A 13102-nucleotide genomic window follows, 5' to 3' on the forward strand; every position below is an offset into this window, starting at 1 on the left:
TTGGTAATATTTTTCAGCCTTTTTTCTATCACCCATTAATTTTGCAAATTGGCCACATAAAAGATGTATTGCATGGTTATTGGCATTCGCTGCAATTTCTTCGAGCTCTGGGATTGCTTGTCTGATCCTACCTAATTCATGAATTTTAATAGCATAGTCATATTTATTTTTAATTTTATTTAAATCTTGTTTTTCACCATTGGTAATATCTCCAATATCGAAGATAGGATCTATATCTTTAAGAATAATATCTCTTTTAAATAAAATGATATTATTGTTTGGTTTAATAATTTGTTCTTTTGTCGTTTTTTCTACTGAAATATCAGTTTGGGGCTGTGTAGTTTCTTTTGCAATATTTTCTTGTTGAGATTCTACACTTTCAACCTCAGAGGAAAAGTTTCCCTTGGATTCGGAATCAGATGAAATTATTTCGAAATCAATAAGATTCTCAGACTTTATCAGGCGAATGTTCCCATTTGCTTGCTGAATAACAACTACTGTGCTTTTTATTGACTCAATCCTGCCTAATACTTTTTCTTGGGTCAACAATGTCAATTTGACGGAAGTACCTGGTGACGCGTATTGAGCGACAATATCTAAAATTGATTCTGACATTTTATTAACCAAAATTTACTGAAGATAGTTTGTATTTTGTGAAGCATAACAAGTGATTCTACTGTTTCTGTATATCTTTACTGCGAGAACATGCCATCGTTTTCAACTCGTCATCCCCCCCCACAACAAGCCGGGTATTTCACAAGTCTTTTTCTTGCTAATCTATTGAATTATCACCATACTCTTAATTAAATATTCTTGACAAGCCTAAACTTGTCGCCAATTTATCCTACTGTATATCATTCAGTCTGGGAGAATATCCAGCAGGAGGATAATCCGATGCTCTCAATCCCTTCATCGTTACAGTCGCAATTTACAGTATGTTTACAAAATAAGGAGGTTCCAAATCGCTTGCACGCGTTTTACGAAAAATGGTTGCGCTTTTACCTTGATTTCTGCCGGAAGTATCATTTTACACCCGACCAAAAAGAGAGCCTCTCTCGCTTCCTTGGTAAATTACAAGAAAAGAAACAAACTAAATCCAATCAACAGCAAGCATCACATGCGATCTCGCTTTATCATGAGCTTATTGGATCAACTAAACCTCTAAGCGATAACCAGCCCCCACCGAAAGCTGATCTGCCAGGAAAGATGGCCAAGGTACCAATATCTGCTTCTGCTGCTTCTACAGGCCCGACAAACACTAGCAATTGTGTCGCAACCATGCGAAAAACGTATCCCCAACCATCACCTCCGCCAACCGTCTCCGTCAAGATCAACGAACCAGGTGCTCGAACCAACGCTTCCTGGAAAGAGGAATATGCCGGATTGGAGGATGAAATCAAGCTGCGGCATTATTCTCCGAAGACCTTAAAAACGTACCGGCTCTGGATGCGAAAATTCCAATCCTTTACCAAGAGCAAACCTCCAGAATTGCTCTCTCCTGTTGATGTTAAGGACTTTTTGACCTTTCTGGCGGTTAAAAAAAATATTTCTGCGTCGACTCAGAATCAGGCGTTTAATGCGCTTTTGTTTTTTTTTCGCCATGTCTTGCACAAAGAGTTCGGCAAGGTCGAGGGAGTGGTCAGGGCCAAGCGCAAGCCTTACATACCGGTCGTGTTGTCCCGTGAAGAAATTGACGAGATTCTTGCTCATCTCGTACCTCCATATGATATGGTCGTGAAATTGCTATATGGCTGCGGACTTCGGTTGGTTGAGTGCTTGAACCTGCGCATCCACTGCTTGAACTTTGATGCCGGAATTGTAACCGTTCATGGCAAAGGGAAAAAGGTCAGAACAGTACCTCTCCCCGAAACAATTATAATGGGCCTCCGAGCCCGGGTAAACTCTTTGAAAGATCTGCATCAACGCGATCTGGACCGTAAATATGCTGGGGTGTTTCTGATGGATGCGCTGGGGAAAAAATATCCGAATGCGGCTAAGGAATTTATTTGGCAATGGTTGTTTCCGGCCATGAACTTGACCCTTGTTCCAGGGACTGGCGAATACTGCCGGTCTTATCTACACGAAACCCATGTGCAAAAGGCGATAAAGGAGGCGGTTGACAAGGCCAGGCTTTGCAAGCGCGCCTCCGCCCACACCTTCCGTCACAGCTTTGCCAGCCATTTGTTACAGGCAAATTATGATATCCGCACGATCCAGGAACTGTTAGGCCACAGTGATGTGAGAACCACCATGATTTATACTCACACCATTAAAAGCCAGACCATAAAAGAAGCAAAAAGTCCCCTTGATTTCTAGCAGACAAATAGGATCTGGTTAAGATGTGACTGGCAGAGATTGACAAATGAAAAAATTTCAGCGGTCAAGATGTTTTGGAAGCAGATTTTTTTGATGAGCCAGAAAATATTGCACTATTTTCTGTAAAGATTCAATTGTACAAAAGTCAAGGTATCTCTAATCAGTCTTACCTAAAGCAGGGTCACTCATTTTGCTCTGCTATCGTTGGGTACTGAAAACAGTGCCGGGTGTTGGGTATAGTGTTGGGTAGGCAAAATTTAGGCATAAAAAAAGGCTTTCAGAGAAACCCCTGAAAGCCTTATATATCTAAGTGGTAGCGGGGAGAGGATTCGAACCTCTGACCTTTGGGTTATGAGCCCAACGAGCTACCGGACTGCTCCACCCCGCGTCACAAGTCGAGGATTATACCCGTTTTTTTAATAGTGTCAAGAGCTTAGATTGACTCCTCTGTCAATTCAACCGGACAAAAGGGATCACGGGACTGGATCGGTCACCCTGTCAGTCAAGCTTCCTGGCTATCTCAATGAGCTTAGAATATATTTCATCTGGAAATTTAGTAAGCCTGCCACTCTTATCAACAATTGCATTAACAGTATGGCCTTTCACGAGAATACGATTTGTCTCAACATTTCTAATCTGGTAGATAAATTTACAGGACACCTGCTTAACCTCAGCCAGTGTAGTTTGTATCTCAATGAGATCATCATAGGTGGCTGAAGCTTTATAGCGGGTGTAATTTTCAACGACTGGCATGATAAAACCCGATTCCTCCAAAGACTTATAACTAATCCCCTGCGCTCGCATGAACTCAGTGCGTCCTTTTTCAAAATAACGGAGGTAATTCCCATAATAAACTACACCGCCAGAATCTGTATCTCCGTACAAAACGCGGGTTTGGCAACTGTGCACAAGGGCATCGGCGGTTGTTTTATCAACCACTACTGCCTACCCAATAAAACATTGAAGAACTCTTCTCCATTTGACAGAAGGCGGCAACTCTTTTCCGCAGATTTTTCGCAGTAGGAAGCGTCACTGTACTTTTGCTCTAAAGAGTCATAAATTATGATTGGCACTGGGTGAGCCGCGTGGGTTTTGGTTGCCAGGGGAGTATAGTGATCCGTGGTAATTGCCAGAGAGAAATCGTACTTCCCGCAAAGGCCCTCATAAATAGGACCGACAATCTTCTTATCGAAATCTTCAATGGCCTTAATTTTTTCTTTAAGTAATCCCTGGTGCCCCGCCTCGTCGGGAGCTTCAACGTGTACGATAACCAGATCATGCCTGTCGACAGCCTCCAGTGCAGCCGCGGCTTTCCCAGCATAGTTAGTATCAAGATACCCAGTAGCACCAGCCACATTAATTACTTCCATACCGGCGTAGACCCCAATGCCCTTCAAGAGATCCACCGCCGAGATAAGTGCCCCACTCACACCATACGATTCTTTCATTGACTTCATCTGGGGAGATTTACCCTCACCCCAAAGCCATATAGCGTTGGCAGGATTTTTTTTATCGGCAATCCTTTTTTGATTAACCGGATGATTCTCCAATATTTCCGTGGCCCTTTGCACCAGTTCAGAAAACCCCTCTAGCTGAAGATATTTCTGCCATTGACCAGTGACATCTTTATCAGTAAAATCGTGAGGGGGAACAGTGTGTAGAGAACTTGAGTCGATGCTTGTAACCAACAGATGGCGATAACTGATCCCTGGGTGAAACTGAAAAGAACTGTTATTTAGCCTTGAAAGAGCAGAAATCAAATCAGCAGCTTCCTCTGTGCTGATATGTCCAGCACTGTAGTCGATCATTCGAATAGAGGCAGGATTTGAACGATCAAGGGTAACAAGATTGCAGCGAAACGCGGTTTCGTCAGGCTTAAGACTCACTCGCATACTTGCCGCTTCAAGGGGTGAACGACCGGTATAAAATTTTTCTGGCCTATAGCCAAGCAAGGAAAGATTAGCAACATCACTGCCGGGGGGCAGTCCATCAGGAACCGTTTGCAGAGTATACAAAAGACCCTTCCCGGCCAGACTGTCCATCACAGGGATAGAAGCAGCTTCCAGTGGGGTTTTATTCCCGAGCTCGGCAATCGGGTAATCACCCATACCATCGCCAATAAGTATGATGTGCTTTTTATTTGCCATTAGCGGACTTTACTCAAGAATGCGGATTTTAACAGTTGGACTGGTACACATTTCAAGGCTATCAATCTCACTAAGTGCCTTTTCAACTTCATTTTCCATGGCACGATGTGTACGAATTACTATCGGCACAAACTTACTATCATGGCGTTTTTTCTGAATGACAGACTCAATACTGATATTATTTTTACCGAGGATTCCGGCAATCTGAGCGAGCACTCCGGGTTGATCTAAGGCGGTAATCCGGAAGTAATAAGAGCCGCAGATCTCATTCATCGGCGTGATTTTACAATCCTTAATATTTTGTGGCAGATACGAGAGGCTTGGCACGCGGTTGATACAGCCATTAGCAATGTTTCTGGAAATATCGACAATATCAGCTGCGACAGCGCTGCCTGTCGGCATTTTTCCGGCGCCCTTGCCATAAAACAAAACATTGCCAACCATATCTCCATTAAAATGTATGGCGTTATAGGCGCCATTTACACTGGCAAGCATGTGGTCATCCGGTACCATAGTGGGGTGAACCCTTGCTTCGTAATGGCCGCCATTATTTTTGGCAATTGCCAAGAGCTTAATCCGGCAACCAAACTGTTTGGCAAACTCTATATCGATAGGTTTAATTTGTGATATTCCCTCTGTTGTAACATCGTCAAGGGATATATTTATACCATAAGCCATAATCATTAAGATGACCAACTTATGCGCAGTATCAATACCTTCGATATCATAAGTAGGATCAGCCTCAGCATAGCCTTTCTGTTTGGCATCTTCTAAGACCTGATCAAAGGGCAGGCCAAAATCAGACATCTGGCTCAAAATATAGTTCGCCGTTCCATTCATAATTCCCATGATCGAGTTGATCTGATTGGCAACCAAACCTTCCTTCAGGGATTTGATTACCGGAATACCGCCACCGACCGAGGCCTCAAAACCAACTTCGACACCTTTACGCGCTGCTGCCTCAAAAATCTCCTTACCATGAATGGACAATAAGGCCTTATTGGCAGTAACCACATGCTTTCCAGCTTCAATTGCCTTTAGCATGAATGTCCGTGCCGGCTCCAACCCACCAATAAGTTCAACAACAATATCTATCGACTGATCATTAAAGATATCATCAACATTTTTGGTAAGCGTTGTAGCATTAAAGGCCTCGGGAAGACGGTCAATATTGATATCGGCCACCGCCTTGATAGCGATCGACAAATCCGTCTTTTGTTGAAGTGTTTTGGCCTGCTGCACTAAAACCTCTGCCGTACCGCTGCCGACTGTTCCAAAACCGAGTATACCAACATTGATAGTCTTCATAAAATAACCTTATAAATGGAAGAAAAATACCGCTCAAAAGTTGGCATTCTTACCTTCTTTACAGCCCCTTGTCAAAGAAAAACACCCCTTTGGGTCAGCTAGATGCCCATGCAAAGATGCCGTGTGAATGGTTACAATAATTTTTTATTTTATCATAAAAAAAATAGACCTCAGTACCTCCTTTGATTACAGTTGTTCCAAAACAATATTAAAAGGATCACAGCATTCAATGGATGAAATTTTATTTTATAAAGCGGCGCTGAAAAACCTTACCGATCTCATTGTCATAACAGATGACCATGGTAACATTTTATTTTTATCCACCAATGCCAGCACAATTCTTAGCTATAAACCTGATACAGCTCTGCCTTTTACAAATATTTCCAGCTTTACAGGAAGTTTATTGATTGACAGTAAAAAACTTGATACCCAAAAGGAAGTAGCAAACATTGAGGTAACCGTTACAGGCAAGGCCAAACAGAAAACTATGTTTCTGGTAAATGTCAAACGTATCAACCTACCCCAAAAAGCTCGTCTTTATTCCTTTAGAGATATCACAAAGCATACAATCGCCACAGATCAACTTGTTGCGGCAAACAAAAAACTGGAGCTGCTCATCAATAAAAAATCCCACACACTTCACAACAAGACCATCGCCCTGTCAGAGGTTTTAAACCACCTTGAAATTGAAAAACAGAATATTTACAGTCGGGTAGATGTCAATGTCCATAAACTCTTGCTGCCTATTATCGACAGGCTTATTGAAAAAGCATCTTCGCTTGACAGCAGCTACCTTAAACTTGTTAAACAGAATCTCAGCAAATTGACCTCCTCATTAGGCATCAAACTTACAAGCTTACAATATCGACTGACACCTAAGGAGATTGAACTGTGCAACTTGATTAAAGGAGGTTTTTCAATCAAGGAAATTGCTGTAATGCAGAATCTTTCGGAACGAACAGTAGAAACTCACCGCCTAAACATCCGCAAAAAACTAGGAATTGCCTCTTCTAAAATCAACCTGGTATCCTACCTTTCCCAGCTTTAAACCGCCACCTGCCACTCACAAAATGTAAGTACTATCTACGTATTCAATCAGTACCACCTCTTAACAGGTTTTATGCTATGTTTTTTTTAAATTTATTTTTACACCTATTAATTAGTTACTGGCTGAAATCCGTCTACTGATCGTTTACGTTTTAAGTGTAAATTGCTAGGCGAATTTCACATGCCCTCATTATTATCCAGGGAGCGCCCATCGTTATGGAAGACCAAAGCACAAATGATCGCATCCTTTTAGTTGACGACGACACCATGGTTTTAGAGCTTAACGAGTTAATTCTTACAAAACTCGGCTATCAGGTAATATCAAACTCTAACAGCCTGGAGGCCTTGGAGCTGTTCAAAGATCTTCCGCATCACTTTAGTCTGGTAATAACTGATTATAAAATGCCGCACTTAAATGGAGAACAGCTCAGCAGGGAGATCTTAAAGATTAACCCTCAAATTCCTATTATCATTTGTTCCGGTTTTACCAGTGAGTTCAGTAGTGATGATGCCAAAGCCTTAGGCATTAAATGGTTTGTTCGTAAACCTTTACTGAAAAAAGATTTTGCACTTCTCATTGAAAAGGCGCTTAGCAACCAAGACAACTAACCGGCTGACCTGGAATAACCATTTTTCCCTTATCATCATTTGAAGTATTACCTACTCCCCCTGATTTTTTTCACATAGTTTTATTCCCTTGTGCGCTTCACATCGAATTACAACGAGCAACAGCAGAGTTTAAACTCCAACTTCGAAAAAATTTTAAGGTACTAAACCTTTAAATGATGTAAGAATGTAATCGTTTAACACATCAATAATTCGATAACATCGCGGCAATAAAAATCATCAGTTTCAGTGATGCGCCAAGGCAAAAAAAACTTTGGCTGTAGTTTGCGAATGGACCTTTAAACATTCAATTTCATAAAGCAGTTGTGACCTTCAAGCAAATTCAAAACACCAACTCATTAAAGTTTCTTGGCCCTTATTTCAAAAAATATTCTGTACGTATCACTGTTGGCCTGGTCGCCCTTTTAGGTGTAGACCTACTACAACTTCTGGTTCCGCGAGTAATTAAATCGGCTATAGACGGTCTTAACTCAGGCCTTTTCACCCCGCACCAACTCATAAACCATGCTCTCAGTATCACCGGACTCGCTTTAGGCGTTGCAGTTTTCCGCTTTATCTGGCGTTACTTGATCCTTGGCTTCTCTCGCCTCCTGGAACAGGAAATCCGTAACAAATTATTTGAAAAGCTCTTGAGCCTTGATCGCGCCTATTTTCAAAAACATACTACAGGCGAGTTAATGGCCCTTTCATCCAATGATCTTTCGGCTGTACAACTCGCTTGCGGTATGGGGCTGGTGAGTTTTGTTGATGCCTTATTTATGACTGTGGCAGTGGTCGGTTTCATGCTCTACATAAGCCCATTGCTTACCTTAATAACTCTTTTACCATTACCACTCCTTGCCTTTTTGACTCGTCACTTATCAGGCAAACTTCACCTTCGTTTTAAAAGCGTTCAGGAGCAATTTTCTAAGCTGACAGAAGTTGCACGCAGCACAATTTCTTCTATGCGACTCATTAAAGTCTATACCCAGGAGGAAAATCAGACAAAACGCTTTGACGATTTAGGACAAACTTACATTGAGCACAGCGTCAAAGTCGCCAAGATTCAGGGTCTGCTCTTTCCGATATCTGGTCTTATCGCCAACTTCAGCCTGCTGTTAATCATACTTGTTGGCGCCCAAATGGTTATCAATAAAACAATTACTGTCGGCGATTTTGTCGCCTTTGTCAGCTACCTGCTGATGATGACCTGGCCCATGATGGCTATCGGCTGGGTTGCCAATCTATTTCAACGGGGCGCTACTTCTCTTGGCCGCATACAAAAAGTGCTCAACGACCAACCTCTACTCGATGATACAGAAGCCTCTCTTTCCCTGAGTCAACCTATTGATTTAATTTCACTTTCCTTAAACTCATTTAGTTATCCAGGCCAGCAAAGCTCCGTTTTAAAGACGATATCGCTTTCTTATGAAAAAGGGCTGTACGGCATTGTCGGAAAAACCGGCAGTGGTAAAACGACACTGTGTCAGTTGTTGGCTCGCATGTTTCCTGTTCCTGACGGTTCAATTTTCATAAATGGCCACGACATCAACCGATATCAGATCGGTTCTTACAGGAAATGTATCGCTTATGTGCCACAGGATGCCTTGCTTTTCTCAGACACAATTGCCTTCAATATTGCTTTTGGAGTACCTGCCGCCACGCAAGATCAGATTGAAACTGTTGCCCGTATGGTTGGTATCCATGACGAGATTACTTCCTTCACCAATGGCTATGCGACTCGAATAGGAGAAAAAGGCGTGAAACTCTCAGGAGGACAGCGCCAGAGAATATCTCTGGCCCGGGCCTTTATGACCAAAGCTCCGGTCTTAATAATTGATGACAGCCTGTCAGCTGTCGATTCAGGCACAGAAAAACATATCTTAAAAAGTTTAAATCGCTATGCAGAGCAGGCAATTGTCATTGTCGTTTCAAACCGATTGTCACCACTTAGAAATGCAAGATCGATAGCAGTACTTAATGACGGTTTGATATCAGCTGTCGGAACTCACCAATACTTAATTGAGCACAGCAGCTATTATCAGATTATTTACGCTAATCAGGCCGACAATTAGACAACCAAATATCCGTTTAAAACCGGATAAAAGTAGAGATACCGCCAATGCAGCAAAGTTACGGGTTTTTCGAAGAAGACAAATTAGGTAATGTGAAAGATGTTCACTTGTGGAAACGCATACTTGTCTACGTCGCCCCTCAAAAAAAAGGGGTGTTCCTTGCCATAGTTCTCTCTGCTGCTGTAATTTGCAGTAGTCTTGCCCTCCCCTACCTCATCCGCACCGCCATTGACTCATTTATCCTGGCGACAGAATTAAACCGTGAACAACGAATGCAAGGTTTACAGACTCTAATAGTAATTTTTAGTGGTGTGGTATTTCTGGGCTTTGTTGCTAATTTTTATCAGGTGACGGTACTGGAACGAACCGGGCAAAACATCATGCACCGTATGCGGCAACATCTGTTTGCCCATATGGTTTCCATGGACCTTTCCTACTTCAACAGTAATCCAACCGGGAAACTTGTAACGCGTTTAACCAATGACATTCAAAACATGCATGAAATGTTTACCTCGGTAATCATCACTATTTTTAACGATACAATCCAGCTTGTGGCCATACTGGTAATTCTATTCTTCATGAACTGGAAACTTGCTCTGGTCATGAGCTTGCTCATTCCCGTAGTGACAGTGAGTTCAATACTATTCAGCAAAAAAGCCCGCGATGCCTTCAGGAACATTCGCACAAAAATTGCGGCCATTAACTCTTTTCTCCAGGAAAGTATCTCCGGGGCCTCACTCATCCAACTTTTCAGGCGCGAACAGGATTGTCTTACTAAATTTCATATTGAAAACGATGCCTATACACGTAAGACCCTCTACCAAATTAAAATTTTCGGCATGTTCCTGCCCTTTATTGAGGTCGTAAGCACTGTCTCCATCGCTTTGATTATCTGGTATGGAGGGGGGCAGATATTAGAAAACCAAATGACACTTGGGGTCCTGGCTGCATTTCTCTCCTATATGCGACTTTTCTTTAAACCTGTACGGGAAATTTCACAGAAATTTTCAATTGTGCAGTCGGCTTTGGCATCTGCCGAGAGAATTTTCGAGCTTCTTGATAAAAAAAGCTCCTTTAAAGTTAACGAAAACGTAGTTATTCCAAGAGTTGAAGGGGCAATTAATTTCAGAGATGTTAATTTTTCGTATAACAACCAGGAGATGGTTCTAAAAAACTTCAACCTCACCATACAACAGGGTGACTCCGTCGCCATAGTTGGGCCAACCGGTTCAGGCAAGACGACAATAATTAACTTACTGGAGCGTCTTTATGATATCGATAGTGGCTCAATCACAATTGATGGTGTTGACCTGAGCACAATAGACCTTAACTGGCTTCGAAACCAGATTGGACTTGTCATGCAGGATATTTTTCTCATTCCAGGGAGTTTCCGGGATAATATCTGTTTCGGCCAGCAGCTATCGGAACCGCAGCTTCAGGAGATAATCAACAAATCACAGCTTCAAGAGGTTGTTAAAAGGCTTCCAGATGGCATAGAAACAAAAATCGGTGAGGGTGGTTACGAACTATCTGCCGGACAAAAACAACTGCTCGCCATGGCCAGAGTTCTGGCTAGAGACCCAAAAATCATGATATTAGACGAGGCAACCGCAAGCATCGATTCTGAGACAGAAATGCTTCTTGAAAAAGCCATCTCGGAAACCATGAAAGGCAGAACAAGTATCTTCATTGCCCATCGCCTCTCAACTATCAGGCATGTTGCCAAGGTAATTGTCTTAAAAGGCGGTGAAAGTCTCGAGTCAGGTTCCTACGCAGATCTACTTGGCAAAAAAGGTATGTTCTATAAAATGGTCAGCCAACAGAAAATCAACTTTGATGCAGCGCCACACGCTTAGCAAAGCCCCTGAAGTTTTTAAACCTTTCGGCGCCATGCCACTCGCTGACAGCTATTGGCATGGCGACAAGCAACTATATAGCCAACAACTTGTACAAGGCCTCTTCAACTGATACATCTGCAAGAAATTTATTATGCACCTTTTTGCAGAGTACTCCGTGTTCAATCCGAATTGCCCCTACGCAGTTCTCCAACTGTTTATCAACTTTCACCAACGCCTTACCGTGACAGTTGGTATAGACCAGATATGTAGATCCCTTTCTCATTAATATCAGCTGACACCTTATTTCATGGCCATGAGTTATGGAGAGTAAAACCTCATTTATTTTTGAACCGACATTGTCAATAATTTGATCAATTTTCAAGTAACCAAAATCTTTATTGATCTGGTTAAGATTTGTCACCTCAATCTTAAATAATGAATACCCGTGGTCAAGGCAGTCGAGAAAACCTGATCGTTCAAGAAAAAACAGATATCTGTAATTATAAAAATCACTTAACGGCTCTCTGAAATAGGTTTTCTGGCGAAAGAGTTCAAGTAACTTCGTACCCTCGTCAGAAGTATACGGTATTTGATTCAACGGACTCCAATCTTCGGTAACCTGGGCAAGAACCTCTACTACAAAACGATCTAGCAGTCCGGCGCCAACATCTTTTTTCAGCAAACGCAGAGCAGAGGCCCTGCTTATCGGCTTTTTATAAGGACGCTTAGCTACCATAGCCTCATAGGTGTCGGCAACCATGGCTATACGAACGAGCAGGCTTATCTCATCTGATTTAAGCCCAGCTGGATAACCGCTGCCATCAAGTCGTTCGTGATGGTAGTGAATGATATCGATAATTCGCTGGTCACATGATTGGCGACTAAAAATCCGTGCTCCCATAGCGGGATGCAGACGCATGATTTCACGATCTTGAGCATCAAAAAGCCCAGGTTTCAGCAGCACATCATCAGGAATTGCCACCTTACTGATGTCATGAAGCATACAGCCAAGCTCAAGGGCGTCAAGTTCATCATGGCCTAAACCCATCTCTTCGCCGATTAATCGTGAAATTGAAGCAACACGCATTCCGTGTTCAAAGGTATACAAGTCTCGGCTGGAAAGCATTTCACACATCGCCAGAAACAGGTCTTTAATAACGGCTTCCTTCAGCCGATTTGCACTTTCAACTTCGTCACGTGCAATAACAAGATCCTTCTCAACTTTGCTGCGCTGCTCAATCTCCTGTTCAAGCAGCTTATTTACTAATTGAAGTTTTGCATTACTATTATCAAGTGTATCTTGATTAAGTTTGACCTTTAAATGAGTCACCACACGGGCTTTGACAATGGCTGGATTAAATGGTTTATGAATGTAATCGACAGCACCGCAGAGAAATCCTTTCGACTCATGTTCACTCGATTTGTGAGCAGTCACAAGGACTATTGGTATCGAGGATGTCTGAGGATTGCTTTTAAGCGCCTCACAGACAGCATACCCATCCATTTGGGGCATAATTATATCAAGAAGAATGATATCAGGACGCTCTTCGACAGCCAGGCGCAGCGCCTCAATACCATTTTCAGCCTCAAGCAAAAAATAGTTGTCGATCTCAAAAAGCGCCGTTAAAAGCTTTCGATTAATCAGTTCATCATCTACTATGAGAATAGTGGCAGGAACACGAATATCGTGACTGTGGGCAGGACACATTAAAGGTGAGTTCATTTATCTTGTTTTTCATCTAATTTATCATTTATTTACATTTAT

10 protein-coding genes and 1 tRNA gene are annotated in these 13102 nt (G+C 42.3%); 5 read left to right on the forward strand and 6 right to left on the reverse strand.

The annotated features are described in order from the left end of the window. Nucleotides 1-615 (reverse strand): hypothetical protein (locus HQK80_00005; GenBank protein ID MBF0220608.1); only part of this gene is annotated, 615 nt, incomplete at its 3' end. A gap of 279 nt (nucleotides 616-894) precedes the next feature. On the opposite strand from HQK80_00005, the gene HQK80_00010 reads away from it, so the two are divergent. Continuing rightward, the gene (locus tag HQK80_00010) at nucleotides 895-2316 is read left to right on the forward strand and encodes an integron integrase (GenBank protein ID MBF0220609.1); all 1422 of its coding nucleotides are present in this window, start codon (nucleotides 895-897) and stop codon (nucleotides 2314-2316) included. A 311-nt stretch (nucleotides 2317-2627) separates the two neighbouring features. On the opposite strand, the gene HQK80_00015 is transcribed toward HQK80_00010, so the two are convergent. From HQK80_00015 to HQK80_00030, 4 genes are all read right to left on the reverse strand, one after another. Then, a tRNA-Met gene (locus HQK80_00015) sits at nucleotides 2628-2704 on the reverse strand. A 110-nt stretch (nucleotides 2705-2814) separates the two neighbouring features. Then, on the reverse strand, nucleotides 2815-3255 hold the full coding sequence (locus HQK80_00020) for an acyl-CoA thioesterase (GenBank protein ID MBF0220610.1): 441 nt from the start codon (nucleotides 3253-3255) through the stop codon (nucleotides 2815-2817). Then, complete coding sequence (locus HQK80_00025) at nucleotides 3255-4463, reverse strand: cofactor-independent phosphoglycerate mutase (protein MBF0220611.1); 1209 nt, start codon at nucleotides 4461-4463, stop codon at nucleotides 3255-3257. Before HQK80_00025 ends, HQK80_00020 begins: the two co-directional genes overlap by 1 nt. Before the next feature lie 9 nt (nucleotides 4464-4472). After that, the gene (locus tag HQK80_00030) at nucleotides 4473-5771 is read right to left on the reverse strand and encodes a homoserine dehydrogenase (protein ID MBF0220612.1); all 1299 of its coding nucleotides are present in this window, start codon (nucleotides 5769-5771) and stop codon (nucleotides 4473-4475) included. Nucleotides 5772-6000: 229 nt separating this feature from the next. Here HQK80_00030 and HQK80_00035 point away from each other — a divergent pair, with 229 nt between their 5' ends. The 4 genes from HQK80_00035 (at nucleotide 6001) to HQK80_00050 (ending at nucleotide 11355) form a co-directional block, all read left to right on the forward strand. Continuing rightward, entirely contained in the window at nucleotides 6001-6819 is an 819-nt protein-coding gene (locus HQK80_00035) for a hypothetical protein (GenBank protein MBF0220613.1), read from the forward strand. Nucleotides 6820-7034: 215 nt separating this feature from the next. Continuing rightward, complete coding sequence (locus HQK80_00040; protein ID MBF0220614.1) at nucleotides 7035-7427, forward strand: response regulator; 393 nt, start codon at nucleotides 7035-7037, stop codon at nucleotides 7425-7427. 323 nt (nucleotides 7428-7750) lie between these two features. Continuing rightward, nucleotides 7751-9499: an ABC transporter ATP-binding protein gene (locus tag HQK80_00045; GenBank protein MBF0220615.1), complete on the forward strand. Its 1749-nt coding sequence runs from the start codon at nucleotides 7751-7753 to the stop codon at nucleotides 9497-9499. A 47-nt stretch (nucleotides 9500-9546) separates the two neighbouring features. After that, nucleotides 9547-11355: an ABC transporter ATP-binding protein gene (locus tag HQK80_00050; protein ID MBF0220616.1), complete on the forward strand. Its 1809-nt coding sequence runs from the start codon at nucleotides 9547-9549 to the stop codon at nucleotides 11353-11355. Nucleotides 11356-11428: 73 nt separating this feature from the next. On the opposite strand, the gene HQK80_00055 is transcribed toward HQK80_00050, so the two are convergent. After that, nucleotides 11429-13060, reverse strand: a complete 1632-nt coding sequence (locus HQK80_00055; protein ID MBF0220617.1) for a response regulator — start codon at nucleotides 13058-13060, stop codon at nucleotides 11429-11431. Between the last annotated feature and the right edge of the window lie 42 nt (nucleotides 13061-13102).

The sequence above is a fragment of the Desulfobulbaceae bacterium genome (genome assembly GCA_015231515.1).
Classification (GTDB): domain Bacteria; phylum Desulfobacterota; class Desulfobulbia; order Desulfobulbales; family VMSU01; genus JADGBM01.

Bases quoted from the DNA above. Each gene is read 5' to 3' on its own strand.
- HQK80_00010 (MBF0220609.1), top strand. From the start codon at position 895: ATGCTCTCAATCCCTTCATCGTTACAGTCGCAATTTACAGTATGTTTA.
- HQK80_00025 (MBF0220611.1), bottom strand. From the start codon at position 4,463: ATGGCAAATAAAAAGCACATCATACTTATTGGCGATGGTATGGGTGAT.
- HQK80_00030 (MBF0220612.1), bottom strand. From the start codon at position 5,771: ATGAAGACTATCAATGTTGGTATACTCGGTTTTGGAACAGTCGGCAGC.
- HQK80_00035 (MBF0220613.1), top strand. From the start codon at position 6,001: ATGGATGAAATTTTATTTTATAAAGCGGCGCTGAAAAACCTTACCGAT.
- HQK80_00040 (MBF0220614.1), top strand. From the start codon at position 7,035: ATGGAAGACCAAAGCACAAATGATCGCATCCTTTTAGTTGACGACGAC.
- HQK80_00050 (MBF0220616.1), top strand. From the start codon at position 9,547: ATGCAGCAAAGTTACGGGTTTTTCGAAGAAGACAAATTAGGTAATGTG.
- HQK80_00055 (MBF0220617.1), bottom strand. From the start codon at position 13,060: ATGAACTCACCTTTAATGTGTCCTGCCCACAGTCACGATATTCGTGTT.